The organism is Nocardia sp. No.11 (assembly GCF_038752175.1).
Classification (GTDB): Bacteria; Actinomycetota; Actinomycetes; order Mycobacteriales; family Mycobacteriaceae; genus Nocardia; species Nocardia canadensis.
The window spans coordinates 1-25,957 of the sequence record NZ_JBCGFB010000001.1 but is presented as its reverse complement, the minus strand read 5'-3'; the positions used below and the strand labels follow the sequence as shown (position 1 = coordinate 25,957).

Genomic DNA, 25,957 nt, shown 5'->3' with positions numbered 1-25,957 from the left:
TCGCGTGTCCGCTGCCCGGCGTGTTTGGCTGTGGCGATGAGATCGCAGGTCGTTCGGGTCGGGACGCTGCTGCTGGCGGGCGCCGCGACGGCGGCGGGTGCGCTGGGTGTGGTGTTGCGTTACCTCGACTGGTCGGCGGAACCGCTGGTGCTCGCCGCGTCCGGCGCGCCCTACCTGATGGGCGGGGCGATTCTGGGCGCGGTGGGGTTCGCGGTGACCCGGCAGTGGGTCGCGACCGGCGCCGCGGTCGTGGTCGCCGGACTCGGTGTGGCGACGCAGGCGCCGTTGTACTTCGCCGACGGCGGGGGCGAGGGGCCGGCGATCACGGTGATGCAGGCGAATCTGCTGTTCGACGGCGCCGACCCGGGCGCGCTGGTGGCACAGGTGCGCTCGCGCGATGTCGCGGTGCTCACCGTCAACGAACTCACGCGTACCGCCGTGACCGAACTGGGGCGCGCGGGCCTGGACGAGGTGTTGCCGTACCACTATCTCGCCCCGGGGCAGACCGCGAGCGGGACCGGGATCTGGAGTCGATTCCCGTTGTCGGACACCGTCGAATACGACGGGTATGTCCTCAATCAGATCTCGGCGACCGCCATGATTCCGCAGGTCGGGCCGGTCTCGGTCTACGCGGTGCATCCGGTCCCGCCGGTCTACGACACCGGAGTGTGGGCCGACGAATTGTCCCGGCTCGGCGAGGTCCTACGCCGGTCCCCGGCCGATCGCCCGGTGATAGTGGGCGGGGATTTCAACGCTACCTACGACCACGCGCGGTTCCGGGCGCTGGCATCGGGCCGGTTCGCCGATGCCGCCGCGCAGGCCGGTGCCGGGCACCTGGTCACCTACCCGACGGATAAACGTCTGCCGCCACTGATCGGCATCGACCACGTGCTGCTCGCCGGGGCGCACGCCACCGCGGTGACGACCGTCGCGCTGCCCGGCGCCGATCACAAAGCGCTGGTGGCTCGCGTCGTGCTCGTCCGCTAGCGGGATCGCTCAGCCCGCGGCATGGTCGCGGGCCGCGAGGAGCGCGTCGATCCGTGCTCCGACCGCACGGCCGGCCGCGTGCAGCGGTTCGGCCGAGCGCATGGTTCTGGCCAGCACGAACGCGCCTTCCAGGGAGCTGAGCAGGCCGAGGACGAGGTCGCGGGCGTCGGCGGTGTCCAGACCACGGCGCACGAAATAGGCGGTGCCCTGGTCGATCCAGTCCGCGACGACCTCAGCGGCGACGGCCCGCAGCTCCGGTTCGCTGTCGGCGATCTCCCCGGCGACCGTGCCGACCGGACACATGTTGATCCACCCCGACTCGGCCATCGTGCGCGCGGCATCGTCGAACGCCGCGGGCACCGCGATCCGCAGATCGGGGTGTGGGTCCATCAGCAGGGGCAGCAGCTGGATGTAGGCGGCGCCGGAGCTGCGCAGCGCCTCCGCCGCGATCTGCACCTTGCCGTGCGGAAAGTGGTGGTAGAGCGACCCCATCGGCGCCTGTGCGGCGGCGGTGATCTGTTTGACGGTGATCGCGCTGTAGCCGTGCGTGCGCATCAGCTCGGCGACCGCGACGACCAGCCGATCCCGGGTAGCCGTTGACATCTTCTCGCTCACCACACCAGACTAGAGCAAACACACTAGAGCGAACACTCTAACACTGGAGGGTCTCATGCCGACCGTCGATCTGCCCGCGGGCCGCATCCACTTCCACGAACGCGGCGAGGGCCCACCGGTCGTGCTGCTGCACGGTCTGCTGATGAACCACACCGTGTGGGATCACATCCTGGACCTGCTCCCGACCGGCTTCCGCTATGTACTGCCCGATCTGCCGCTGGGCGCGCATCCGGAACCGTTGCGGCCCGGCACCGACCTGAGCCTGCGCGGCCTCAACCAGCTCGTCGCCGACTTCCTCGCCGCCCTCGACCTGCGCGAGGTGACCCTCGTGCACTCCGACTGGGGCGGCGCCCTGTTTCTCACCGCCTACGATCTCGACGAGCGCGTCGGCCGGCTGATCGTCTTCCCTAGCGAGGCGTTCGACAACTTCCCGCCCGGCCTGCCCGGCAAGACCGCGACACTGGCCGCCTACCTGCCCGGCGGTGTCACCCTGGCACTGCGCCAGCTCCGCATCCGATGGTTGCGTGACAGTCCGCTGATGTTCGGCTGGATGGCGAAATACCCCCTGCCCGACGATCTCGTCCACGGCTGGACCGAACCGGGTCTGCGCGATCGGGGCATCCGCGCCGACGTGCTCGCCTACATGAGGTCGGGGTTGCGCTAGCCCGACCGCGGCACCGCAACCGAGGCGCTGCGCCGCTTCCGGGGCGAGGCCCTGATCTTGTGGTCGTCGGCGGGCAAGGTCATGCCGCGCGAGCACGGCCGTCGCCTGGCCGACCTCATCCCGCGCGCCCGGCTGGTCGAGATCGACGACGCCTACGTCCTGTCGATGCTCGACCAGCCCACCGCGGTCGCCGCCGCCGTCACGGAGTTCCTCGCCACCACCTCGGCGCAGCCGACCGAGCGCTGAGGTCGCTCAGGTCTGCTGCACCGGGTCGTAGGCGTCGGCGCCGAGCCCGAACGTCCACGCGACGCCTTCGCGGGCAGTGCGGGTGGTCGGCGGGACGCGCAGCCAGTACACGCGATGCGTACCGTCGGGCTCCGGCGTCGAATTCACCACCTCGACCATGACGACGTCCTCGTCGCCGACGAGATCGATGCGCCACAGAACGCCGGTCTCGTCGCGGTGCACGGGCCGAGCGTCGGATTCGGTCAGGTACCGGTCGTAGCCGTAGTGCTCGAGCATGACCCGGCGCAGTTCGGCGTTCTCTTCGTCGCGGATGCGCTGCGGCGTCAGCGAGTTCAGGCTGTCCAGGAACTCGGCGGGCACCGGCATGCCGCGCCACGCGTGCAAGGCGAAGCCGTCGGCGTAGGCCAGGGCGGGTCCGTCAGCGCGGTCGAGTCGCCCGGCCTCGTCGCGATGCAGCGCGATCGGGCGTTCGGAGATCACCGCGATCTTCGCGTAGGGCCACCACCAGCCCGCGTGCCGCGCCACCTCGGCCACGCCGTCGAGCGGGTGCCCGGGCGCGGTGTCGTAGGCGCTGAGCCAGGCCGCCTCGTGCTGACCGAGCACGGCATCGAGCAGCAGCACACGAATCCGCCGCTCCTGCGTGCGATCACCGCCGGCCGCCTCGACGACGCCGGCGCGGATCCGGTCGATCACCATGGCGGTGACCTCCCACAGGTCGGCGCCGGTGGCCCGCCAGTGCGCGCTGTAACCGGGCGCGCCCAGTTCGGCGTGCAACCGGGCGCGTTCGGCCGCCCACGGTCCGCTGCGCACGGCCTCCCGTACCGGTGCGCCCGGATCGATCCCCGAGGTGAGGATGCGCACGGCTTCCAGCGGCGAACGCGCCCAGCGGATCTGCTCGGGTTTGGGCAGGCCCGCACGCGAATAGGCCAGGCGCACGCCCGCTTCGGCGGCCGCCCGGTCGCCGGGTCCGGTCGCGGCGGCGATCGCCCGCCAGTGGTCGTCCGTCCTCGTGGGCTCCCCGCTCATCAGTCGGCCACCACCCGCACGGAGCCGGGGAGGTACTCACGCTGGCGCACCACCCGGTACCAGCCCTTGGGCAGGCCGATGGACGCGTGCTCCTCGTGCACCACCCGTCCGCCTTCGGGCAGGTGCAGCAGCATCGGGCCGAAAGCCCCTGCCTCCCTGATCAACCGACCGGGCGCGGCGATCGCATGCGCGTGCCCGGTCACCTCCCCGAGCGCCAGCACGAGCCTGCCCCGCCCGTCGCGGTGCTCGCCCCGCGCCGCCAGAGCACCGGCGGGGACCGCCGTCTCGGCCAGCGGCACGATCAGGACATCGCCTTGTCGATACATGAATTTCCTCCCGTCACGGCCCGCGACCGCAGCCGTGGCGAGGACGGTAGCGGCAGGTGCCGACAACTCGGCCCGCCGCGCGGATTGTCGGTGCCGCTTGGTAGAAACGCAGCAGTCACCACGGAGTCACTACGCCAGAAGGGGCGGGAACAGCTATGTCCATCGGAGAACATCTGCGCGGGTGGGGCGGTCTGCCTGCCTATCCGTTCCCGGACCCGGAGAAGGACGACGAAGCGCGGGAGACGGCGGTGCGGCTGCTGCCCGCCGCAGACGGTGTGGCGTGGCGGATCGGTGTCGATTCCTATGAGGCCGCGGAGACCTGGCCGGAGGCTTTCGCCCGGTTCCTCGACACGGTCGATACGGCGCGGGTGCGCGCGATCGTCGTCGGCTCGTGGGCCGACGCCTACGACAATCGCCCCGATGATGTGATCGACGCGATCATCGCCGCCCGCGCGCGGCTACCGATGCTGCGGGCGCTGTTCATCGGCGACATCATCGGCGAGGAGTGCGAGATCTCCTGGATCAATCAGGGCGAGGTCACCCGGCTGCTCGACGCGTTCCCGCGGCTCGAGGAGTTCGGCGTGCGCGGTGGCGAGCAGCTGGAATTCCCGGCGGTCCGCCACGAGCACCTGCGCAAGCTGAAGGTGCAGGCCGGTGGTCTGCCGGTGGCCGTCGTCCGCGGCATCGCCGCCAGCGACCTGCCCGCACTGCACGACCTGGAACTGTGGCTGGGGACGTCCGAGTACGGCGGCGACGCCGATGTCAGCGACCTCGCGCCGATCCTGTCCGGCGACCGGCTGCCGAACCTCAAGCGGCTGGCCTTGCGCAACAGCGAGATCCAGGACGCGGTGTGCGCCGCGGTGGCCTCGGCGCCGGTGGTCGCCCGGCTCGAGGTGCTCGACCTGTCGATGGGTGTGCTCACCGACGACGGCGCCGCCGCGCTGCTCGGCGGTCAGCCGCTGACCCACCTGACCTCACTGGATCTGCACTACAACTACGTGAGCAAGGAGATCGGCGCCCGCCTCGCCGACACCCTCACCCCGGCGGGCGTGGCACTGAATCTGGACACCGACGACGCCGAATCCGACGAGGACGACGATGGTTCGGTGTGGCGGTTCGTCGCGGTCGGCGAGTGATCCGACGTGCGCTGGGTGGTGGTCGGCAACGCCGAGAACCGGCGGGTCCGGCTGTGCACCGACGCGGCCCGCGCGGCCGGGTTTCCGGCACCGCGGGTGGTGGAATGGCTGTCGGTGCTGACCGAGGGCGGCCATGATTTCGCCGCCGACGAGCTCGTCCGGCTGGATTCCCCCGGTGAGAATCTTGCAGTCGATGCACTGTTGCGTGGGGTGAATGATCCGACCCGCGTGGAGGGTTCGGCCCGGTGGTACGCGGGCTTTCTCGCGGCGGTGGGGTCGCTGCGCGGCGGGCACCGGCTCGACGATCCGGCCGACCTCGCGGTGTTGTTCGACAAACGGCGCTGCCATGCCCACCTCACCGCGGCCGGGGTGCCGGTCCCGCCGTCACCGGTCACGGGCCCGCTCCACGGCTGGGTCGACGTGCGAGCGCAGATGCGGGCGGCGGGCATGGCGCGGGTGTTCGTGAAGCTCGCGCACGGTTCGTCGGCGTCGGGGGTGCTGGCGATCGAATCCACCGCGTCGGGCCGCTGGCAGGCGACAACCTCGGTCGAAATCAGCGCCGAAGGCGCCCTGCACAACTCCTTGCGGGTGCGCCGGTACCGCGACGAACGCGAGATCGCCGCGATCGTCGACCGGCTCGCGCCCGACGGCCTGCATGTCGAACGCTGGATCCCCAAGGCCACCACCGGTGGCCGCTGCGCGGACCTGCGGGTCGTGGTGATCGCGGGCCGGGCGACCCACGTCGTCGTCCGCACCAGCCGTGGCCCCCTGACCAACCTGCACCTCGGCGGTGCGCGCGGGGATCTGGCCCACGTCCGTGCAGCGATGGGTGACCGGTGGGCCGAGGCGATGGACATCTGTGAACGCGCCGCCGCCTGCTTCCCGGCGACCCTGTGCGTCGGTGTCGATCTCCTGCCCGGCGCGCACTGGCGACGGTTCACCGTCGGCGAGGTCAACGCCTTCGGTGACCTGCTCCCCGGGCTGACCGGCCTGCCGGGAACACCGGCCGAGGGATTGGACACTTACACCGCACAGCTCACCGCCGCGGCCGCGATCGGAGCGTCTCGATGACTTTCTCGACCGGGTCGCGTCCCGATATGACCGAGGTCGTCGGCCGCGACGACCTGTTGCTGCTCACGCTCGACACGCTGCGCTACGACGTCGCGACCGAACTCGCGGCCGCGGGCAGACTGCCCACCCTGGCCGCCCACCTGCCGCAGGGCCGCTGGGAAAAGCGCCACGCGCCGGGCAGTTTCACCTACGCCTCGCACCACGCGATGTTCGCCGGCTTCCTGCCGACCCCGGCCGCGCCGGGTCCGCATCCGCGCCTGTTCGCGGCTCGGTTCGCGGGGAGCGAGACCACCGCCGAGGGCACCTTCGTTTTCGAGGAGCCCGATCTGGTGACGGCTCTGACGGCGCGCGGCTACCACACCGTGTGCATCGGTGGTGTCGGCTTCTTCAACAAGCAGGGGGCGCTGGGCAGCGTGCTGCCCGGGTTGTTCACCGAAAGCCATTGGGCGCCGGAGTTCTCGGTGGCGTCGCCGACCTCGTTCGAGGCGCAGGTGGCCTGCGCCGAACGTGTCGTCGCGGCCGTGCCCGCCGACCAGCGGCTGTTCCTGTTCCTCAACGCCTCGGCCCTGCACCAGCCCAACTGGTTCCACCTGCCGGGCGCGACCCGCGCGGCGGGAGACAGCCGCGACACCCACGCGGCGGCACTGGAATACATCGACGCCCATGTCGGCAGGCTGTTCGACGCGATGCGGTCGCGCCGACGGTGTTTCGCGATCGTGTGCTCCGATCACGGCACCGCCTACGGCGACGACGGGTACACCGGCCACCGGCTCGGCCACGAGTCGGTGTGGACGGTCCCCTACAGCCACTTCTTCCTGGAGCCCGACGCATGATCGATACCGCGCTACCGCGCCCCTACCAGAACTACGTCTACGCCTACCCGCACAAGACGGCCTATCGGCCGCTGCCGGACCGGCCACCGCTGGCGCGGGTGTGGGCCGGTGAAGCCCGGTCGGCGCTGTCGCTGTATCTGCACATCCCGTTCTGTGAGGTGCGCTGCGGTTTCTGCAATCTGTTCACGCGGGTCGGCGCACCGGAGGGTCTCACCGGCCGCTATCTCGACGCGCTCGCCCGCCAGGCGAGCGCGGTCCGGGACGGTCTCGGCGATGCCGAACGACCGCGCTTCGCCAACGCGGCCTTCGGCGGCGGCACCCCGACCTTCCTCACCGCCGACGAGCTGACCAGACTCTGCGATATCGCCGAGGCGATCATGGGCGCCGACCTGCGCGCGATCCCGCTGTCGGTGGAGGCCTCGCCGTCCACCGCCACCGCCGACCGGCTGTCGGTGCTGGCCGAGCGCGGGGCGACCCGATTGAGTCTGGGCGTGCAGAGCTTTCTCGACGACGAGGCCAAGGCGGCGGTGCGGCCACAACGTCGCGCCGAGGTCGAAGCGGCCCTGGGCCGGATCCGGGACGCGGGCATCCCCGTGCTCAATATCGACCTGATCTACGGCATCGACGGCCAGACCGCCGCGAGCTGGCGCGTCTCGCTGGACGCGGCCCTGGCCTGGCGGCCAGAAGAGATCTACCTCTACCCGCTGTATGTGCGGCCGCTGACCGGTCTGGCCAGGCACGCCGATCCCGCTGTCGCCGAACAGGACTGGGACCGCGATCGCCTCGCGCTGTACGCGTACGGGCGCGACCATCTGCTCGCCGCCGGCTACGAGCAGGTGTCGATGCGGATGTTCCGCCGCGCCGACGCCCCACCCCAGGGCCCCGACGACTACGCCTGCCAGACCGACGGCATGATCGGGCTCGGCTGCGGCGCCCGCTCCTACACGAGCACGCTGCACTACTCGTTCGACTACGCCGTCGACCTGCGCGAGGTACGCGGCATCATCGACACCTACATCGCGACCACAGATTTCACGTCGGCCCTGCACGGCCGGGTGATCGACGCCGACGAAGCCGCCCGCAGGCACCTGCTCCAGTCGCTGTTGCAAGCCGACGGACTTCTCCTCACCGACTACCGCGCCCGCTTCGGCACCGATCCCTGGGACGACTTCGGCGCCGAACTGCACACCTTGGCCGAGCGCGGCTGGCTGGCCGACACCGGCACCGATCTGCTGCGTCTGTCGCCGCAGGGCCTGGCGTACTCCGACGCGATCGGCCCCGAGTTCTTCTCCCCCGCCGTGCGCGCCGCCATGGCCGCCTACGAGCTGCGCTGACCATGGACCTGACCCTGCTGTATCGGGGGCCGCTGGCCTCCTGCGACTACGACTGCCCGTACTGCCCGTTCGCCAAGCGCCGCGACTCCACCGACCAGTTGCGCACCGACCGAGCCGCACTGCGCCGCTTCACCGACTGGGCGCACGCCCAGACCGAGGACCGGCTGTCGGTGCTGTTCACGCCATGGGGGGAGGGCCTGGTGCGGTCGTGGTACCGGACGGCACTGATCGAGTTGTCGCACCGCCCGCACCTCGATCGGGTCGCCATCCAGACCAACCTGAGTGGCCGGATCGACTGGACCGCCGACGCGGACCGCGACACCCTCGCCCTCTGGTGCACCTACCATCCCGGCCAGACGCCGTATCGCCGATTCCTCGACAAGGTTGAACGGCTGGCCGAGGCAGGCATTCGGTTCAGCGTCGGCATCGTCGGCCTGCCCGACCATCTCGACCACGCCCGCAGGCTGCGCGCCGACCTGCCCGACCACGTGTACCTGTGGATCAACGCCGCCGAGGGCCACACCTACACCGACGACGAGGCCGCGTGCTGGACCGCGATCGACGCGCTGTTCCCCTTCAGCAGGCACCCGCACCGCTCGGCCGGAGCACCGTGCCGCACCGGGGCGTCGGTGATCTCGGTCGACGGTGACGGCGAGGTCCGCCGCTGCCACTTCGTGCGCACGCCGCTGGGCAACCTCTACGACGGCTCCTACCGTGCGGCGCTGACCCCGCGCCCGTGCCCGCTGTCGGTGTGCGACTGCCACATCGGCTACGTCCACCTGGAGACGCTGCCGCTCTACGACGTGTTCGCCGGTGGTGTGCTGGAACGGATTCCCGCTCAGCCGACGTCGAGTGTGGTGCTCACCGGGGTGGCACCGGTCGACAGGTCGAGCACCGGGCAGTGCGCGTCGACGGCCTGCTGCAGTTCCGCGTAGCGCTGCGCGGACTCGGGTCCGGTGATCCGCACGTTCACCCGCACCGCCTGGAAGCCGGGGCGCACGGTGTCGTCGATGCCGAAGAAGCCGCGCACGTCCAGATCGCCCTCGGCGGTGATCGCGAGGTCGTCGACGGTGATGCCGAGCCGTTGCGCCCAGAATCGGTAGGTGACCACCTGGCAGGAGATCAGGGCCGCGAGATACACCTCGACCGGATTGGCGGCGGCATCGGCGCCACCGAGAGCGGGTGGTTCGTCGACGGCCACGCGGTGCGAGCGTGCGGTGACGACACTGCCCACCGTGCCCTCGGTGGTGCCTGCCGCCCGGAAGACGAAGCGCGCGTTGGCCGGATCGGCCGCCACCGCCTGCGCGGTCGTGTCGGAGATCTCGTTGAGCGTGGTGAGCTGACTGGTCATGCCGGGACGCTATCGCCGCGACGGCGGTCCGCCCACCCATGTATTCGGGCTGATTTCAACCTGCCTCGGGGCGACCGCCGAACAGGATCTGGACGGCTCGCCGCTGCGCTTCCTCGGGTGCGAGTGGCTCACTACCGGGCGGATAGATCGGCTCCGGGCGATCACCGAGCAGGTAGTCGCGGAAGGCGCACAGGTATTCGTCGAGATCGCGCTGATCGGCGAACCTGGTCCCGGTCGGATCGAACCACTCGTCGGGAGTCGGGCGCCAGGCGATCATGTAATCGAGAGATCGACGCAGCAGTTCGCCGTAGGTCGGGTCCCTGACGCAAGCGGCCCGCAGTGTGGGGACGCTGCCACGCATGCCGCGGCGGTACTCGGCGCTGTGCAGCGTCAGCAGCGGCCACGTCAGGCCGTCGATGTGCGGGATCTCGTCCCACCAGGTGCCCTTCGTGGACGGGGTCGCACCCGCTCGCACCCGGCGTGAGTCGGTGACGGGTGCCGGATAGTCGGTGGGCGCGCCGCGGCGGTCGATGCCCCGGGTCGGCCCGATTCCGAGATTCACCGGTGGATACCACACCCCGCGCCACACCGGGACTCCGAGACAGCGATTCAGCCGCATCGGCTCGGCCAGGGAGATGTCGGCCGTGATGCGGCGGACGGGCGGCAGCGGACCGTCCGCGACCTGCTCCGCCACCATCGACAGACAGTCCGGGACGTCGAATCCGGTCACGCCGACGCCCTCCCGGAGTCGTGTGTACGCAGACTCGTGCCGGTCGAATTCGATCCAGAACCGTCGCGGTGTGCTCACGCGAGATCGTCCTTCTGCCGCATCGTGCCGAGGTCTTGCGGGGTCAGCGCGCGATACCCAGCGACAAGGCGGCGAAGGCTTTCGGGGCGCCCGGCTGGTAGAAGCGATCGAGTTCGACGGTCTCGAATCCGGCGTCGGTGAGCAAGGCGGGGATGTCGCGCACGAGGTGGCAGCCGCCGGCGATCCGCTGCTGGATCGGGTCGAGCCGGTGCTGCCAGGTCCGCACCGAGGCATCGGGGGCGAGCCCGTGCTCGACGAAGTGCAGTGTGCCGCCGGGTTTGAGCACCCGGCGGATCTCGGCCAGCGCGGCCCCGACGTCGGGAATCGTGCACAGCGTGAAGGTCGAGAGCGCGGTATCGAAGGTGGCGTCCGGGAACGGCAGTGCCTGTCCGTCCAGTCCGGCCCGCTCGATCGGCACCCGGCTCGCCGCCACCCGCTTCGCCGCGATCTTCCACGCGGTGTCGGCGGGTTCCACCCCGCTGACGCGCTCCACCGCCGCCGGATAGAACCCGACATTGGTCCCCGACCCGAACCCGACTTCGAGCACGGTCCCGTGCAGACCCGCGCAGGTGCGCCTGCGCAGAGGATCGTTGTTGGCCACCCCGCACACCGTGTCGACGATGTGGGGCAGGATCCGCTCGCTGTAGAAGCCCATGCCTCGATCATCCCCCGCTGTCCGGCCGCGCGCCGCCGAACGCACGACCGCCGGGTCCCGGCGGCCGTGCGGGGTCCCTACTTGCCGGGGAACGGCGCGGTGATCGTGGTGAAGTACTGGATCGCGGCCCCGATCGCGACGGGCGCGGTCACCAGCAACTGACCCGCCACCGTGCCGAGCGCACCGACCGCGAGTACGCCGCCGAGGCAGCCGACGGCGGCCGCGGGCAGGAACGGACCGAACAGCCCGATGATGGTCGCCGCGGCCACCGTCGCGCCGACGACCCCGCCGAGGACACAGCCCACGGCGGCACCGCCGAGACCACCGATCAGGGTGCCGACCGCGGCGCCGGTGGAGATGGTCGTGGTCATGCGCGCCCACGCGGCCTGTTCGCGGTCGTATTCGGACTTCCACGGCGCCTTGTCCTCGAACGGCAGCGCGACGGGCCGGTAGACCGCCTTGTCCATGGCCAGCTCCGGCGTCAGGGTCGCGGTGCGGCCGTCGATGTGCGCGGCGATCGGGAAGACGAAGTCGTCGACGGCGAAGTGCAGCGGGGTCGCGGCGACGACGGTGCCGGTGTCGGTCCTGGCGGTCAACGTGCCGTTCTCGACGGTGAGGGTGCCGGAATCGATCGCGATGATCGAGGCCGAATCGGTGGCGTGGGCGGTGAATCCGAGCGGTGCGGGGTCGGCGCGCTCCGCGTGCGCGGTGCCGCTCGCGGCGAGCACCGTGAGTGCGGCGGCGGCCAGGGTCTTGCTCATCATGGTGTTCCTCGTTCTTCAGTGCAGGGGTGCCGCGGTGACGGCGCGGACGTGGTCTTCGCTGACACCGGGCGCGCATTCGCGCAGCACCAGCCCGCAGGGTTCGATGTCGACGACGGCGAGTTCGGTGATCACCCGGTGCACGACGCCGACACCGGTGAGCGGCAGGGTGCAGCGCGGCACGAGCTTCGACGCACCCGACTTGTCGGTGTGGGTCATCAGCACGATCACCCGGCGGGCACCGTGGACCAGGTCCATCGCGCCGCCCATGCCCTTCACCATCTGTCCAGGCACCATCCAGTTGGCGAGGTCGCCGGTGGCCGAGACCTGCATGCCGCCCAGGACGGCAGTGTCGATGTGGCCGCCGCGGATCATGCCGAAGCTCAGTGCGGAGTCGAAGAAGGCGGCGCCGTCGGTGACGGTGACCGTCTCCTTGCCCGCGTTGATCAGGTCGGCGTCGATATCGTCGGCGTGCGGGTAGGGGCCGGTGCCGAGGATGCCGTTCTCCGAGTGCAATGTCACCGCCACACCGGCGGGGAGCTGGTTCGGGATCAGCGTGGGCAGGCCGATACCCAGGTTGACGTACTCGCCGGGTCGCAGTTCGCGGGCGGCGCGGGCGGCCATCTGGGTCCGCGTCCACCCGGCGGTCACGGTCGGGTTCACGAGACGGTCCGCCTTTCGATCGGTTTGGTCTGCGGGCCGGTGTGCACGATGCGGTCGACGAAGACCCCGGGCAGGTGCACCTGTGCCGGATCGAGCGTGCCGGCGGGGACGAGGTTCTCGACCTGGGCGATGCATACCTTCCCCGCCATCGCGGCGAGCGGGTTGAAGTTGCGGGCCGCCTTGTTGAACACCAGATTTCCCGCGGTGTCCCCGACCAGGGCGTGCACCAGGGCGTAGTCGGCGGTGATCGATTCCTCGAGCACGAATCGGCGCCCGGCGAAGGTCCGGACCTCCTTGCGCGGCGAGGCGACCGCCACCGAGCCGTCGGGGTGATACCGCCACGGCAGTCCACCCTCCGACAGTGGCGTGCCTACCCCCGCGGCGGTGAAGAAGGCCGGAATCCCGGTTCCGCCCGCCCGCAGTTTCTCCGCCAGTGTGCCCTGGGGCGTCAGTTCGACTTCGAGTTCCCCGGCCAGATACTGGCGCGCGAACTCGGCGTTCTCGCCGACATAGGACGCGGTGACCCGGCGGATACGCTTCTGCGCCAGCAGGATTCCCAGGCCGTGCGCGTCGGTGCCGCAGTTGTTGGAGAAGATCTCCAGGTCGGCGGCATTGCCCGCCGCCAGCGCGTGGATCAGTGCGTCGGGGATGCCGCACACTCCGAATCCGCCGACGGCCAGCGAGGCGCCGGAGCCGATATCGGCGACCGCCTCGGCGGCAGTGGCGAACACCGTCGTCATCGGGCGAGCTCCGCGCTCTCGGTCATGGCGAGCAGGTCGTCGAGCAGTTCCTGCGCGCGCGGCCACGGACCGTAGCCCGCCGCCGGATTCAGGTGCCCGACGTCGCCGAGGTCGACCAGGCTGCTGCCCCACGCCTCGGCCATCCCGGCGACCCGGCGGCTGGTGGCCAGGGGGTCGGTGCTGCTCGCGGCGACGATGGTCGGGAACGGCAGCCGGCGGCGCGGCACCGGGGTCCAGCCGTGCGCGGCGAGGTCGGCGGCGCTGGGATACCCGGGTGGCAGCGGTGTTTCGAAGTCGGGCGGTGTCGCCAGCAGCGCGCCGCGCACGGCCCGGGTGGACTGCTGGGCCCAGTGCACGGTGATCATCACGCCCGCGCTGTGCGCGACCAGCACGACGGGCCCCTCGATGTCGGCGAGGACGGCGTCCAGGGCGGCGATCCGCGCGGGCAGGCTGAGTCCGTCGCGTTCCAGCGGCGGCACGACGGCCACCTTGTCCAGGGTCGCGGCCAGCAGGCTCTGCCAGTGGTCGGCGACGTGATCACGCAGGCCGGGCACGATCACGACGGTCGGGGTGGGAAGGGAATTCATCGGTGCGGTCATCCTTTTCGACGAGATTCAGTGCGGTGCCGCGGCGTGCACCGCGGCGAGTGCGCGCAGCCCCAGGGGGTAGACGCGCCTGCCAAGGAGCAGGGCGGCGACGGCGAGTACCGACACCACCGGTGTCACACGCAGCGCGTCCCACAGGCCGAGGTGGTCGGCGAGCACCCCGACGACGAACGGTCCGAGGGCCAGGCCGAGCAGACTGTTGGCCAGGGTGAGGGTGCCGAACGCCGAGGCGCGTACGGAGGCATGGGTGAGATTGGCGACCATCGCCACGGTCGGGCCCGCCGAGCCGCCGGAGAAGAACGCGCCGATGCCGAGCAGAACCAGTTGCGGCACACCGGTGTCCAGGCTGAACCCGAGCCCGAGGCTGACGAGCGAGATCAGGCAGAACACGATCGCGGTGAGCCATTTGCGGCTCATATCGGCGCGACCGACCCGGTCGGTGATCACCCCGCACACCACCATGCCGGTGCCGACAAGGGTCACGATGACCGCCGCCAGTCCCGCCGCCCGATCGGGCGCCAGCCCGTAGTAGCGGTTGAAGAAGCTCGGCATCCACGACAGCAGCACGGCGGCGGTGAACATCTGCAGGCCGCTGCCGACGTACGCGCACAGCACCGCCGGATTGGTGAACAGGGTCGAAATGGGGGCGCGGTAGGCGATCTCGGGTGCGGGATCGGTGGTGTGGCGGGCGGTGCGCTCCTCGGTGACCACCGACCGGAACGCCACCGCCAGCACCAGCCCGAAGATCGCCATGGTCGCGAACGACCACCGCCAGCCCAGGTGCACCGCGATGACGCCGCCCGCGGCGACCCCGAACACCGAGCCGAACGAGCCGCCCGCCATGAACGCCCCGCTCAGCGCCGCATGCCTGCGCGCGGCGAACACGCTGAGCACCAGCGCGATACCGACGCTGCCGTAGGCGGCCTCGCCGACGCCGACGAAGAAGCGGGCGGCCAGCATCTGCGGGTAGTTGTCGGCGAGCGCGCACACCAGGGTCGCCGCGCTCCACACCAGGGCCATCAGCACCAAGCTCTTGACCCGGCCCCACCGGTCGGCCAGCACCGACAGCGGGAGCGTGAGCAGTCCGACCATCAGGGCGACGACGCTGCTCAACGACGCCAGCTGCGAATCCGACAGCACCCATTCGGCTTTCAGGAACGGGAAGACCGCGCTCAGCACCTGGCGCGACATGTAGTCGGCCAGTAGCAGGCCGAAGGCCAGCGCGAACACCAGCCACGGATAGGTTCGGGAGACGGACGGTGTTCGATGCGGCGCCGCGACGGCGGTCGTGGTGTGGTCCATGAGTGCTCCTGCGAACCGGTGGACGTCGTCGCTGACGTCCACCGGGTTGTCGAGACCGGGGAGGCTGATTCCCCGGGAAGGGGTCAGGCGTGGTGGGTGAACCCGACCTGGCCCGGCTTGCGGTTCGGGGCGAACCCGATCTTGGCCAGCGTCTCGTCGGCGTCGGCGTAGCGCTCGTCGAGCTTGTAGATCTCGCGCGCTTCCTTGCCGGTGGCGACTTCGCGACCGAGTTCACCGGCGATCCGGACCAGCTGCCGGATCTGCTGGACGGAGGTCATCTTCTCGCCCTTGCGGCCCCACAGGGTGTCCTCGTTGCCGCAGCGGGCGTGCAGGCCCATCGCGATGGCCATCGTGTTCACCGGCAAGACGCTGCGCATCAGCGTCTCCAGGGTGAGCACGGCCCCGTCGGGGGTGCGGCGGATGAACTCCATCATGTTGTAGGGGTTGGGGCCGTCGAAGCCGCCGCCGATGCCGACCCAGGTCAGCATGAGCGGGCCGGTGTAGACGCCGCGCCGGATCAGCCGCTCGACGGTCTCCAGCTGCGGGATGCTCGACAGCTGGAAGTGCGGTTGGATGCCGTTGGCCTGCAAGCGCTTCAGATGCTCGGCGACCCAGCTCGGGCCCGCGGGCACGTACATCTCCCGGTAGGCCTCGTACACCTCGGGCCGTTCGAAGGAGGTGCCCGCGATGTCGTCCTCGGTCATCAGCTCGACGATGTTCATCTGGCTGGTGTTGATCGCGATGGTGACCTGGTCGGGCTTGGGGTCGAGTTCGGCCAGCATGTGCCGGGCGTCGTCGGGCAGCCACAGCGCGTCGGCGCCCTCACCTTCGGGCGAGAACGAGATCGACCCGCCCACCTGCAGGATCATGTCCGGCACGGCCTCGCGCAGGCGGCCGAGCAGTTCGTTGAACTTCGACAGGCGCTTGGAGCCCTTGCCGTCGAGTTCCCGCACGTGGATGTGCAGCACGGTGGCGCCGGCCTCGTAGCAGTCGACGGCCTGCTGGACGTGTTCGTCCATCGTCAGTGGAAGGTCTTCGCGGAAATCATCGAGTTCCCATTCCGGGCCGTACGGCGCGGCGGTGATGACCAGCTTCTCCTGGTTCTCGGGGAACAATGCGTCGTCGTGAAAATGCATGGGGGTACTCCGATCGGAATTGCGCGGATGAATAGGAAAAGGGAGTTAGGCGTCAGAAGGGACGGTCGCCGACGATGCCCGCCCGCTCCATCTTGCGGACCGCGGGCCAGTAGTCCTGGACGGCGTAGTGCTGGGTGGACCGGTTGTCCCAGATCGCGAAGCTGTTCTCGGTCCAGCGCCAGCGGACCTGATATTCCGGAATGCTCGCCTGGCGCATCAGATAGTTCAGCAATTCGCTTGCGCCGGGCGCGTAATCGGCGCCGAATCGCACATTTTCCGGCGTATGGAAATTCACCAGATGAGTGGTGAAGGAATTGACGAACAGGATCTCCTCACCGGTTTCCGGGTGAATACGCACCACCGGATGTTCGGCGTCGGGGAATCGGTCGTGCAGTGCGAGCCGGTCCTCCTCGAGCATGGCCGCACCGAAACTCGCCTCGATGCTGTGCCGGGCCCGCAGATGCGCGATCCGCGAGCGCACCGACTGCGGCAGCCGCCGGTAGGCCTCGACCATGTTCACCCAGATGGTGTCGCCGCCGACCGGCGGCGTCTCCACACATCGCAGTACGGCACCCATCGGCGGATTCACCCGCCAGGTGGCATCGCAGTGGTAGGCGTTCTCGTAGTGCTCGGGTCGGCTGTCGAGGTCCTTGTAGATGCGGACCAGGCCCGGATGGTCGGGGTCGCCCGCGGCGACCGGGTGATCCTCGAGCGGGCCGAAACGTTCGGCGAGCGCGACGTGTTCGGCCCGGGTGATGTCCTGGTCACGGACGAACAGCACCTTGTGGCGCAGCAGCAGGGTGCGCAGTTCGGCGAACAGGGCGTCGTCGGCGGCGACCTCGGCGAGGTTCACCCCGTGCAGTTCGGCACCGATGGTCGCGGTCAGCGGCACCGCGTGCAGGGCGGTACGGACGGTCATGGCTGGTTCCTTTCCGGTGGACGCGTCAGAGCGTGAACACCGACGCGCCGACGCTGCGGCCGGCTTCGAGGTCGCGGTGGGCCCGCACGGCGTCGGCGAGCTCGTAGCGCTGGTTGATCTCGACGCGCAGGCGGCCCGCGGTGAGGTGGTCGAAGAGTTCGCCGGCGAGTTCGGCGCGTTCGGCCGGGTCGGCGATGTAGTCGGCCAGGGCGGGCCGGGTGACGAACAGCGAGCCCTTCACGGCGAGCTGCATCGCCTCGATCGGCGGCACCGGGCCCGACGCGGTGCCGAAGCACACCAGCAGGCCACGCCGGGCCAGCGAGTCCAGCGAGGACTGGTAGGTGGTCTTGCCGATGCTGTCGTAGACCACGGGAACGCCCGCGCCGTCGGTGATCTCGCGCACTCGGGTCGCGACGTCTTCCCTGGTGTAGATCACCACGTGCGCGCAGCCGTTGGCGCGGGCGACGGCCGCCTTCTCCTCGCTGGAGACGGTGCCGATCACCTGGACGCCGAGCAGCGTGGCCCACTGGGTGAACAGCTGGCCGACTCCGCCCGCCGCGGCGTGCAGCAGGACGGTGTCGCCCGCCCGCAACGGATGGATCCGCCGCAGCAGGTAGGCGGTGGTGAGCCCGCGCATGGTGGTGGCGGCCGCGGTGTCGAAGGCGATGCCGTCGGGCAGCGCGATCAGGTGCTCGGCGGGCATGACCCGGGCGGTGCTGTAGGCGCCGAGCGGGCTGCCGGTGTAGGTGACCCGGTCCCCCGGCGCGAACCCGGCGACTCCGGGGCCGACCGCCTCGATGACGCCGGCGGCCTCGACCCCGAGTCCGGCGGGCAGGGCGGCGGGGTACAGCCCGGTGCGGAAGTAGGTGTCGGCGAAGTTGAGTCCCACGGCCTCGTGGCGGAGCCGGACCTCGCCGGGCCCCGGATCGCCGACCTCGGTGGTCTCCCACCGCATGACGTCGGGGCCGCCGATCTCGGCGAAACGAATTGCGTGTGCCACTGCATCTCCTTCGGTGTGATGGACATAACAGTAGGGACGCCCGGCTCGCAATGCTTATCCTGACGGGACAGAAAACTATTCATCTCGGGACTTGGAGGAGGTGGTCCGGTGAAGCCGTTGTCCCGGTACGCGTCGTTGAACGACTACGTCGAACTGGCGCGATCGCTCGGGCTGGAGCCCGCGCGGCTGATCCGCGACTGCGGCCTCGACCCGGCCGGTTTCGGCACCCAGGATCGCTGGGTGCCGGCCGAGGCCGTGGCCGAACTGCTGGAACGCTCGGCCGCCGAATCCGGTCGGGAAGACTTCGGCCTGCGGTTGGCGCAGCTGCGGCGCTTCGCCAACCTCGGCCCGCTGAGCCTGGTCATCCGCGAGGAGCCCGATGTGCGCAGCGCGCTGCGGCTGCTCTCGCGCCACGAGCACATGTACAACGAGGCGCTGCACACCGAGATCATCGAGGCCAACGGCGTAGCCACGCTGCGGGTCTCGGTCGATGTAGGCAGGCAGGTGCCCGTGCGCCAAGCCGTCGAGCTCACGACCGGGGTGTTGCACGGACTGCTGCGCGGCTTCGCCGGGCCCACGTGGCGGCCGATACAGGTCTGCTTCTCCCACCCCGCGCCGCGCGATCGCGCCACCTACGTCAAGATGTTCGGTCCGCACGTGGAGTTCGATCAGGATTTCGACGGAATCCTCACCTACAGCACCGATCTCGACGCCCCGAACGCCATGGCCGATCCGCTGCTGCGCACCTACACCCAACAGCTGGTGGGCACGCTGACCCCGACGCGGGAGGCCACCGTCACCGACCGGGTCCGCGAACTCGTGGAACTGCTGCTACCGACGGGACGCTGCACCGTCGATCAGGTGGCCCGCAGTCTGGGTGTCGACCGGCGCACCGTGCACCGCAGGCTCGCCCAGGACGACACCACGTTCACCGCGATCGTCGACCAGACCCGCGCCGCGCTGGCCGAACGCCTGGTCACCACCCGCCGCCACTCCCTCACCGCAGTCGCCGATCTGCTCGGTTTCTCCTCGGTGAGCAACTTCTCGCGCTGGTTCCGCGGCCACTACGGCACCAGCCCCCGGCAGTGGCGCGAGCAACGCCCACGCCACTGACCGGCCGCGCTCAGGCCAGGCGACGGTCGAACACCTGGGTGCCGACACCGGAGGCGGCATCGACGGTGACCACGCGCAGCGTCACCTTCTCGGGGCTCAGGTCCATCACCATGAAGCCCAGTTCGTGCTGGGTCTCGTAGAGCGCGGGATGCGCGGAATCCTTGGGCGTCGCCGGACGACCGGCGGCCGTCTTGCCCGCCGCGCCCGAGACGATCTGGCGGGTGCCCTTCGACGCGGCGGTCGGTTCGAGCACCTGGAGGGTGTGGTCGTGCCCGGACAGCAGGAACGAGACCTTGCCCAGCACATGGTCTTCGAAGAATCGCTTGGCGTGCACGCCGTTGATCGGCTCGATCGGCAGACCCTCGTAGTTGCCCGCGTCGCCGTGTGGTCCGTTGCTGAGGTAGGGGTGGTGGGTGCAGGCGATCTTCCACGGCGCGGTCGATTCCGCGAGCGCCCGGTCCAGCCAGGCGCGCTGCTCGTTCATGTACTGACCGTCCACCGACCAGTACGGGTCGAGCAGTGGCGGGATGTAGGCCGCGAGCGGGTTGACGTCGAGCACGAAGAACTCCACCACCGGGCTCTCCTCGGGCACCCGCACCGAGTAATAGCGGCTCGGCATCCACCAGCGACGCGATCTCGCGTGGTATTCGACCTCGTGGTTGCCGCGCAGCAGCCAGCCGCCGTCGCCGGGGAACACCGCGGAGGTGTCGTGGTTGCCCAGGACCATGGCCCACGGAAAGTCCAGTCCCGCATTGGGATCCTCGAACTTCGTGGCGAATTGCACGTCGTCGGGTCCGTCGGGACCGGACTCGTAGATATTGTCGCCGAGGCCGACCGCCATCGTGAACGGTTCGCGCGCGTGAAAGGCGCGGGCCGCGTCGGCGACCGCCCACTGGGTGCGGCTGCCGGTGCCCGCGTCGCCGGTGATCAGGATCCGGGCGGTGCGCCCGGCGCCCGGCGCGAACTTGGGCACCTCGGCCGGGACCGCCGCCGCGGGCGTGAGCCCGACGAGGGTGATGCCGGCGACGACGCCCGCGGCGCCGGCCAGAACTTCGCGTCGGCCGATACCGGCCGGGGTGGAGCCCGGGATGGAGTGCGACACGTGGATGCTCACCTTCTGGTCTGGGATCGCTGGAAACTTACACCGCGCACATCGACTGGATGACGCCGCGCACGATCGGTGCGCCGTAGTCGGTCGGCGCGAAGGCCAGCTTCTGCACGATCGACAGGGGCGTGAGGACCGCGTCGGCGACCCCCGCGTACCCGGCGAGGGAGGTGCCGGCCGAGAACAGCAGGCTGGTGATGTCGAGGGTCAGGGTGGCCAGGTCGAAGGCGTTCTCCACCTGCACCTGGGCCAGCGGCACGGTGTCGAGGGCCGTGCCCGCGGCGACGTCGGCGCCGAGGTTGGCCAGGAAGGTCAGCGGACCCAGGTCGAGGGCTTCCACCAGCGGCCCGAGCTCGTCGGAACGGCGCATCAGCATCACCTCGGCCACCCGATTGCTCGCCAGGAACACCTGCAGGTCCGCGGCGGCCTGGTCGACCGCGGTCTTGTCGACCTGTACGGCGCCGCTGGTCAGGAATGTTCGCGAGCGTTCGACGACAGCCGCGATGGTCAGGTCGGCGATCGGAGTACAGGTGCCGTCGGCGGTCATGACCAGGGCGGCCAGGTCCTCGATCGGTCGCGGTACGTCGACGGGTTCGATCGCGACCGAGGCCGGGTCCAGCGGCGGGTAGACATTCGGGGCCACGCAGCCCGCGTCGATCGAATTCTGTACCGCCCGGGCCAGGGCCTTGGTGCCGGTGAAGGCGGCGCCGACGATCGGTTTCAGGAAGATCCCCACTGTGGGGGCCATCCCGGCGGCGAGCTTGGCCGGGATCTTCACGATGCCGGTCGCGAGGATGAACACTTCGATCGCGTCGTCGACGGTCAGCTGCGAGACCGACATCGTCTGGTCGATCCGGCCGGTGCGCACCGCGTCGAGTCCGTTGACAAGGTAGGTGACGATCGGGTCGTCGAGCTCGGCGAGTCGGGTGCCCACCCGCTCCGGCCGCATCGGCAGCCCGTCCCGATGCACTCGCACAGCGGCGATTTCGGCGCGGAATCCGGCGACCTGCTGGTCGTAGGCGGCCAGCTGCGCGGGTCCGACCATGCCGCGCAGGACCGACGCGGCCGCGGTGACCACATCGTCGAATGTCGGCGCGCCCGTGGTGCACAGCACCGCCGCGTCACCGATCGGGGTAGCCGCGAGGGTGTCCTCGGTGCTCGCCCGTGCGGTGCCGGGCGCGAGCAGAATGCCGGCCGCCACGGTGAGCGCGGTGAGGGAACCGACGCAGGGCGCGGTGACGCGGGACAGGGACAGAGGCATGCGCTGTGATCTCCGGCTGGGCGGGCGCTCGGCGCACCGCCGAGGGCATCGGGTGAGGGTGCGACACGAACCTAGGCCGCACAGTTTCCGAAACAGTGCTGTTTACATGAACAATCAGCCAACTTGGACGAACGTTCAGTTAATCTGCACTCACCGAAAAGGGCGTTCGCCACGATGTAGCGGCCCGAGTGCAGGCCATCGTGAGGGCGAGCCCGCGTGGCCGCCGCGCATGGGCGAGCGTCGCGGAGGTGGTCGCCGAACCGGCACGCTCGCGGTCGTGGCCGTCATCGACATCCGAGGACAACCTGGGTTGCCCGATGGATACTGGGTCGATGCCCGACCGGTTGTCCCCCCTGGTGCTCAGCACCGAGAGCGTCTCCCCCAGGGAGGCTTTCGACTTCTGGCGCGACAGCGTGTGCGCGATGTATTTCCGTATGCAGGTCGACCCGATGACCACCGCCGATTACCACGCGCGCATCGAGTACGCCACTTTGGAGAACGCCGTCGGCCTGTCCCGTGTCCGCGCCGACGCGCAGCGGGCGCGCCGTCGCCACGTCGACCTGAGCGCCGACACCGAGGACTGTGTGCTGGGCGTGATCACCCTCGACGGGAGCGCCGTGCTCGAACAGGACGGCCGCACCGTCGCAGCCGAGCCCGGCACTCTGGTTTTCCTCGACAGCACCCGCCCCTATTCCGCGACCTGGACCTCCACCTTCGAGGAACTGGTCGTGCAGGTGCCGACGCGGCGGATCTCGGTCGCCGACACCCGCTCGCTCACCGCCAGGGCCTACGGGCCCGGCACCGTCGCCCCGACTGTCATCTCCTGCTTCACCGCCCTGTTCGACCTCGTCGCCGCCGATCCGGCGCAGGCGGCGCCGCTGGTCCCGCACGCGCTCGGACTGTTCGGTGCCGCCGTGGCGACCGCGGCCCGCCGCAAGAGCGAGCCCGAGGAGATCACCGCGGTGCTGCGGCAGCAGGTCTTCGACTTCCTGCGCGCCAACGCCTGCGATCCCGAACTCAGCGCCGACACGGTCGCCTCGGCGTGCGGGGTCTCGCGGCGCACGCTCTACCGCCTCGTCGGTGGCGGCGGGATCGCCCACCACATCAAGCTGATGCGCATCGATCGCGCCAAGAAACTGCTGCAGCGCGAGCGGTACCAGTCGATGGGCGCGATCGCCGCCGCCTGCGGATTCGGCAGCGAATCCGGATTCCATCGCGCGTTCCGGGAGACGGTCGGCGCGACACCGGCCGACTACCGGCAGATGGTGCGGCCCTAGCGATCAGCCCGCCGACGCGGGCCGTCCGACACCGGTCGCGGCATCCATGTCCTCGAGCGACATCCCCTTGGTCTCGGGCACGAACCGCGCCACGAACACCAACGACAGCAGCGCGAACGCCGCGTACATGCCGTAGGCGAAGCCGAGCGAGAAACTCTTCAGGCTCGGAAAGGACACGGTGATCGCCCAGTTCGCGGCCCACTGCCCCGCCGCCGCCAGCGACAGTGCGGCGCCACGGATCCGGTTCGGGAACATCTCCCCGAGCAGCACCCACACCACCGGGCCCCAGCTCATGCCGAAGAACACCACGAACAGGTTCGCCGCGACCAGCGCGATCGGCCCGCTCGCCCCGGTCAGCTGCGGCTCCAGGGTGCCCTCGGAGTTGGGCACCTGGTCGGCGGTGCCGAAGCACACCGCCATCGTCGCCAGGGTGACCGTCATGCCGATCGAACCGACCAGCAGCAGCGGCCTGCGCCCGATCCGGTCGATGAGCATGATCGCGACGATGGTGGTGGCGATGTTGACCACCGAGGTGAACACGCTGATCTGGAACGACTGGGACTCTTCGAATCCCACGGCCTCCCACAGCACGTTGGAGTAGTAGAAGATCACGTTGATGCCGACCGCCTGCTGGAACACCGACAGCAGCAGACCGACCCAGACGATCGGATAGATCCCGCCCGCCGGGCGGCGCAGGTCCTTCCAGGACGGCTTCACATCGCCCTTGAGGCTGTCCTCGATCCGGCCGATGGTCAGTTCGAGGTTCTTCTCACCGAACAGCAACGCCAGCACCTTGCGCGCCTCGGGGATGCGATGGGTGGCCACCAGATACCGCGGGGACTCCGGAATCGTCGAGGCCAGCACGCCGTAGACGACCGCGGGCACCATCATCGACAGGAACATCCACCGCCAGGCCTCGAGACCCAGCCACAGCGTCTCACTCGCGCCGCCGGCGATCTCGGCGAGCACATAGTCCACGAGCAGGGCCAGGAAGATGCCGAGCACGATCGCGAGCTGCTGCAGTGAGCCGAGCCTGCCGCGGATGCGGGCCGGTGAGGTCTCGGCGATGTAGGCGGGGGCGATGACCGAGGCGACGCCGACCCCGAGGCCGCCGATGATGCGCCCGATCACCAGGAGCCACACGCTGGGCGCGAGCGCGGTGAGGACCGCGCTGAGGAAGAACAGCACGGCCGCGATCTTCATGACCTTGATCCGGCCGATCCGGTCGGCGATGCGGCCCGCCGTCATCGCGCCCGCGGCGGCACCGAGCAGCGCCGAGGCCACGGCGAAGCCGAGAACGGCGTCGTCGACACCGAATTCGTCCTGGATCGCCGCCACCGCGCCGTTGATCACCGCGCTGTCGAAACCGAACAGCAATCCACCCAGCGCCGCGACGGAAGCGATCCGGATGATGTGGCTGCCCGGCGCGCTCTCGTCGTCGGGAGCGGCGGACTGGTCGGTGAAAGAACCTCCGTCGGACATCGGCGTCGTCCTCTCCGCGGCGCGGCATCCCTGCCACGCTGGTCGCTGTGTGGTCTGGTCGCAGTATGCCCCGACCCGCGGGTCGCTCCGTCCAGGACACGCACACCACCGACGCGGGCCGAAGGCCCGGCCACGACCCGGTGCGCCGCGGTCCCACACCGCACGTTCACCTCGCCGTCACGCTCGTGGCTTAGCGTCCGCGAGATGACCGATGTCGAGACGCGTCAGATCCCCCGCGAGGTCAGCGAGATCGCCGATCTCGCCACCGCTGTGAACCTCGCCGACACCACGGCGTTCACCGTCGACGACAGCGACGACGACGATCCCGTGCTGCTCACCGCGCCCGGCGGGCTGATCGTCGACACCTGGCGCGAGGGCTACCCCTACGACGAACGCCTGTCGCGCACCGAGTACGAGCTGGACAAGCGGCTGCTGCAGATCGAGCTGCTGAAACTGCAGAACTGGATCAAGGCGACCGGGCGGCGCATCGTCATCGTCTTCGAGGGCCGTGACGCCGCGGGCAAGGGCGGCACCATCAAGCGGTTCATGGAGCATCTGAATCCGCGCGGCGCTCGGGTGGTGGCGCTGGAGAAGCCCTCGGCCCGCGAATCCACCCAGTGGTATTTCCAGCGGTATGTCGAGCACCTGCCCGCAGCGGGGGAGATCGTGCTGTTCGACCGGTCCTGGTACAACCGGGCCGGTGTGGAGCGGGTGATGGGCTTCTGCACGCCCGAACAGCATCGGCGGTTCCTTGGCCAGGCCCCGCTGTTCGAGAAGATGCTCGTCGACGACGGCATCGACCTGGTGAAGTTCTGGTTCTCGGTGTCGCCGCTGGAACAGCGCACCCGCTTCGCCATCCGCCAGGTCGACCCCGTCCGGCAGTGGAAACTGTCCCCGATGGACCTGGCCTCGCTCGACAAGTGGGAGCAGTACACGGCGGCCAAGGAAGAGAACTTCGAGCACACCGACACCGACCACGCGCCGTGGATCGTGGTCAAGAGCAACGACAAGAAGCGGGCCCGGCTCAACGCGATGCGGTACGTGCTCAACCGCTTCGAGTACGACACCAAGGACGCGGAGATCGTCGCGACCGCGGACCCGCTGATCGTGGGCCGCGGTCGCGACGTGATCGGTTCCTAACGGACCAGGGCGGCGGTGTGCGCGGCCGACATCAACGCGGCCAGTTCGTCGCGTTCGGCCGCGTCGAGGGCGTCGAAGCAGGGTGCGACGAGTTCGTCGGTCAAGGTCTCCGCGGCATCCCAGCGGGCCCGGTGCTCGTCGGTGATCGGCTCGAACGGTTCGGACCAGCCGAGCATGCGCGCGTGAGTCGGACCGTCCGACACCGGGGATCCCGCGATCAGGATCGCCTGCAACGGGGTGAGCCCCTGGGCCAGCACCGCGATCAGGTGCAGGCCGCCGCGCAGTTCCCGCAGCACATGGGTCAATTGCAGGGCGGCGGCGCGGCCGTCGGTGGGCAGCGGCATCGCGCGCCAGCCGGCGAACAGCGGCAGCCCGGTCGACGGCGCCGCGGCGACGACGCG

At 70.0% G+C, this 25,957-nt stretch carries 26 protein-coding genes and 2 pseudogenes; 10 read left to right on the top strand and 18 right to left on the bottom strand.

Going from position 1 to position 25,957, the window contains the following annotated elements:
* Nucleotides 1–36 precede the first annotated feature (36 nt).
* Nucleotides 37–987 (top strand): endonuclease/exonuclease/phosphatase family protein, encoded by a 951-nt coding sequence (locus V8688_RS00140; RefSeq protein ID WP_342799849.1) that lies wholly within the window; start codon nucleotides 37–39, stop codon nucleotides 985–987.
* Between the two features lie 9 nt (nucleotides 988–996).
* On the opposite strand, the gene V8688_RS00135 is transcribed toward V8688_RS00140, so the two are convergent.
* Nucleotides 997–1,602, bottom strand: coding sequence for a TetR/AcrR family transcriptional regulator (locus V8688_RS00135; protein WP_342799848.1), 606 nt, complete (start codon nucleotides 1,600–1,602; stop codon nucleotides 997–999).
* A gap of 55 nt (nucleotides 1,603–1,657) precedes the next feature.
* Here V8688_RS00135 and V8688_RS00130 point away from each other — a divergent pair.
* A pseudogene (locus V8688_RS00130) lies at nucleotides 1,658–2,512 on the top strand (alpha/beta hydrolase).
* Between the two features lie 6 nt (nucleotides 2,513–2,518).
* On the opposite strand, the gene V8688_RS00125 reads toward V8688_RS00130, so the two are convergent.
* The gene (locus V8688_RS00125; RefSeq protein WP_342799847.1) at nucleotides 2,519–3,538 is read right to left on the bottom strand and encodes a DUF6745 domain-containing protein; all 1,020 of its coding nucleotides are present in this window, start codon (nucleotides 3,536–3,538) and stop codon (nucleotides 2,519–2,521) included.
* Entirely contained in the window at nucleotides 3,538–3,864 is a 327-nt protein-coding gene (locus V8688_RS00120; protein WP_342799846.1) for a hypothetical protein, read from the bottom strand. Before V8688_RS00120 ends, V8688_RS00125 begins: the two co-directional genes overlap by 1 nt.
* 155 nt (nucleotides 3,865–4,019) lie before the next feature.
* Between V8688_RS00120 and V8688_RS00115 the strand changes: the two genes are divergently transcribed.
* The 5 genes from V8688_RS00115 to V8688_RS00095 are packed head-to-tail and all read left to right on the top strand — an operon-like array spanning nucleotide 4,020 to nucleotide 9,173.
* A complete protein-coding gene (locus tag V8688_RS00115; RefSeq protein WP_218720262.1) occupies nucleotides 4,020–5,000 on the top strand; it encodes an STM4015 family protein in 981 nt (326 codons plus the stop codon).
* 6 nt (nucleotides 5,001–5,006) lie between these two features.
* Nucleotides 5,007–6,071, top strand: a complete 1,065-nt coding sequence (locus V8688_RS00110; RefSeq protein ID WP_342799845.1) for an STM4014 family protein — start codon at nucleotides 5,007–5,009, stop codon at nucleotides 6,069–6,071.
* Nucleotides 6,068–6,904 (top strand): STM4013/SEN3800 family hydrolase, encoded by an 837-nt coding sequence (locus V8688_RS00105; RefSeq protein WP_255588264.1) that lies wholly within the window; start codon nucleotides 6,068–6,070, stop codon nucleotides 6,902–6,904. Before V8688_RS00110 ends, V8688_RS00105 begins: the two co-directional genes overlap by 4 nt.
* Entirely contained in the window at nucleotides 6,901–8,238 is a 1,338-nt protein-coding gene (locus V8688_RS00100) for an STM4012 family radical SAM protein (RefSeq protein WP_316574838.1), read from the top strand. Before V8688_RS00105 ends, V8688_RS00100 begins: the two co-directional genes overlap by 4 nt.
* Before the next feature lie 2 nt (nucleotides 8,239–8,240).
* Nucleotides 8,241–9,173, top strand: a complete 933-nt coding sequence (locus V8688_RS00095; RefSeq protein WP_316574839.1) for an STM4011 family radical SAM protein — start codon at nucleotides 8,241–8,243, stop codon at nucleotides 9,171–9,173.
* On the opposite strand, the gene V8688_RS00090 is transcribed toward V8688_RS00095, so the two are convergent.
* The 11 genes from V8688_RS00090 to V8688_RS00040 all read right to left on the bottom strand — a co-directional run bounded on the left by V8688_RS00090 (nucleotide 9,077) and on the right by V8688_RS00040 (nucleotide 18,178).
* A complete protein-coding gene (locus V8688_RS00090; protein ID WP_218720269.1) occupies nucleotides 9,077–9,589 on the bottom strand; it encodes an OsmC family protein in 513 nt (170 codons plus the stop codon). The genes V8688_RS00095 and V8688_RS00090 overlap by 97 nt on opposite strands.
* Nucleotides 9,590–9,644: 55 nt before the next feature.
* Nucleotides 9,645–10,397: a hypothetical protein gene (locus V8688_RS00085; RefSeq protein ID WP_342799844.1), complete on the bottom strand. Its 753-nt coding sequence runs from the start codon at nucleotides 10,395–10,397 to the stop codon at nucleotides 9,645–9,647.
* A 43-nt stretch (nucleotides 10,398–10,440) separates the two neighbouring features.
* The gene (locus V8688_RS00080; protein WP_218720272.1) at nucleotides 10,441–11,052 is read right to left on the bottom strand and encodes a class I SAM-dependent methyltransferase; all 612 of its coding nucleotides are present in this window, start codon (nucleotides 11,050–11,052) and stop codon (nucleotides 10,441–10,443) included.
* A 77-nt stretch (nucleotides 11,053–11,129) separates the two neighbouring features.
* Nucleotides 11,130–11,816, bottom strand: a complete 687-nt coding sequence (locus V8688_RS00075) for a hypothetical protein (RefSeq protein ID WP_218720273.1) — start codon at nucleotides 11,814–11,816, stop codon at nucleotides 11,130–11,132.
* A gap of 15 nt (nucleotides 11,817–11,831) precedes the next feature.
* Nucleotides 11,832–12,476 (bottom strand): 3-oxoacid CoA-transferase subunit B, encoded by a 645-nt coding sequence (locus V8688_RS00070; RefSeq protein ID WP_308248597.1) that lies wholly within the window; start codon nucleotides 12,474–12,476, stop codon nucleotides 11,832–11,834.
* Nucleotides 12,473–13,216, bottom strand: a complete 744-nt coding sequence (locus V8688_RS00065) for a CoA transferase subunit A (RefSeq protein WP_316574843.1) — start codon at nucleotides 13,214–13,216, stop codon at nucleotides 12,473–12,475. Before V8688_RS00065 ends, V8688_RS00070 begins: the two co-directional genes overlap by 4 nt.
* Nucleotides 13,213–13,815: an alpha/beta fold hydrolase gene (locus V8688_RS00060; RefSeq protein ID WP_218720276.1), complete on the bottom strand. Its 603-nt coding sequence runs from the start codon at nucleotides 13,813–13,815 to the stop codon at nucleotides 13,213–13,215. Before V8688_RS00060 ends, V8688_RS00065 begins: the two co-directional genes overlap by 4 nt.
* A gap of 15 nt (nucleotides 13,816–13,830) precedes the next feature.
* Nucleotides 13,831–15,123 (bottom strand): MFS transporter, encoded by a 1,293-nt coding sequence (locus tag V8688_RS00055; protein ID WP_342799843.1) that lies wholly within the window; start codon nucleotides 15,121–15,123, stop codon nucleotides 13,831–13,833.
* 83 nt (nucleotides 15,124–15,206) lie between these two features.
* On the bottom strand, nucleotides 15,207–16,259 hold the full coding sequence (locus tag V8688_RS00050) for a 3-keto-5-aminohexanoate cleavage protein (protein WP_218720279.1): 1,053 nt from the start codon (nucleotides 16,257–16,259) through the stop codon (nucleotides 15,207–15,209).
* 52 nt (nucleotides 16,260–16,311) lie between these two features.
* A complete protein-coding gene (locus V8688_RS00045; RefSeq protein ID WP_218720280.1) occupies nucleotides 16,312–17,178 on the bottom strand; it encodes a TauD/TfdA family dioxygenase in 867 nt (288 codons plus the stop codon).
* 25 nt (nucleotides 17,179–17,203) lie between these two features.
* Nucleotides 17,204–18,178, bottom strand: coding sequence for a quinone oxidoreductase (locus tag V8688_RS00040; protein ID WP_218720282.1), 975 nt, complete (start codon nucleotides 18,176–18,178; stop codon nucleotides 17,204–17,206).
* Nucleotides 18,179–18,286: 108 nt separating this feature from the next.
* Between V8688_RS00040 and V8688_RS00035 the strand changes: the two genes are divergently transcribed.
* On the top strand, nucleotides 18,287–19,291 hold the full coding sequence (locus tag V8688_RS00035) for an AraC family transcriptional regulator (protein ID WP_342799842.1): 1,005 nt from the start codon (nucleotides 18,287–18,289) through the stop codon (nucleotides 19,289–19,291).
* Between the two features lie 10 nt (nucleotides 19,292–19,301).
* Here the strand turns inward: V8688_RS00035 and V8688_RS00030 are convergent, their stop codons facing one another.
* Nucleotides 19,302–20,393 (bottom strand): metallophosphoesterase, encoded by a 1,092-nt coding sequence (locus V8688_RS00030; RefSeq protein ID WP_342799841.1) that lies wholly within the window; start codon nucleotides 20,391–20,393, stop codon nucleotides 19,302–19,304.
* A 37-nt stretch (nucleotides 20,394–20,430) separates the two neighbouring features.
* Complete coding sequence (locus V8688_RS00025; RefSeq protein ID WP_342799840.1) at nucleotides 20,431–21,657, bottom strand: hypothetical protein; 1,227 nt, start codon at nucleotides 21,655–21,657, stop codon at nucleotides 20,431–20,433.
* Nucleotides 21,658–21,989: 332 nt separating this feature from the next.
* Between V8688_RS00025 and V8688_RS00020 the strand changes: the two genes are divergently transcribed.
* A complete protein-coding gene (locus tag V8688_RS00020) occupies nucleotides 21,990–22,934 on the top strand; it encodes an AraC family transcriptional regulator (RefSeq protein WP_342799839.1) in 945 nt (314 codons plus the stop codon).
* A 3-nt stretch (nucleotides 22,935–22,937) separates the two neighbouring features.
* On the opposite strand, the gene V8688_RS00015 is transcribed toward V8688_RS00020, so the two are convergent.
* Nucleotides 22,938–24,416, bottom strand: a complete 1,479-nt coding sequence (locus V8688_RS00015) for a sugar porter family MFS transporter (RefSeq protein ID WP_218720288.1) — start codon at nucleotides 24,414–24,416, stop codon at nucleotides 22,938–22,940.
* Nucleotides 24,417–24,620: 204 nt separating this feature from the next.
* On the opposite strand from V8688_RS00015, the gene ppk2 reads away from it, so the two are divergent.
* On the top strand, nucleotides 24,621–25,556 hold the full coding sequence (gene ppk2, locus V8688_RS00010; protein ID WP_218720290.1) for a polyphosphate kinase 2: 936 nt from the start codon (nucleotides 24,621–24,623) through the stop codon (nucleotides 25,554–25,556).
* Here the strand turns inward: ppk2 and V8688_RS00005 are convergent.
* A pseudogene (locus V8688_RS00005) lies at nucleotides 25,553–25,957 on the bottom strand (hypothetical protein); the annotation flags it as partial. The gene ppk2 and the pseudogene V8688_RS00005 sit on opposite strands and share 4 nt — an antisense overlap.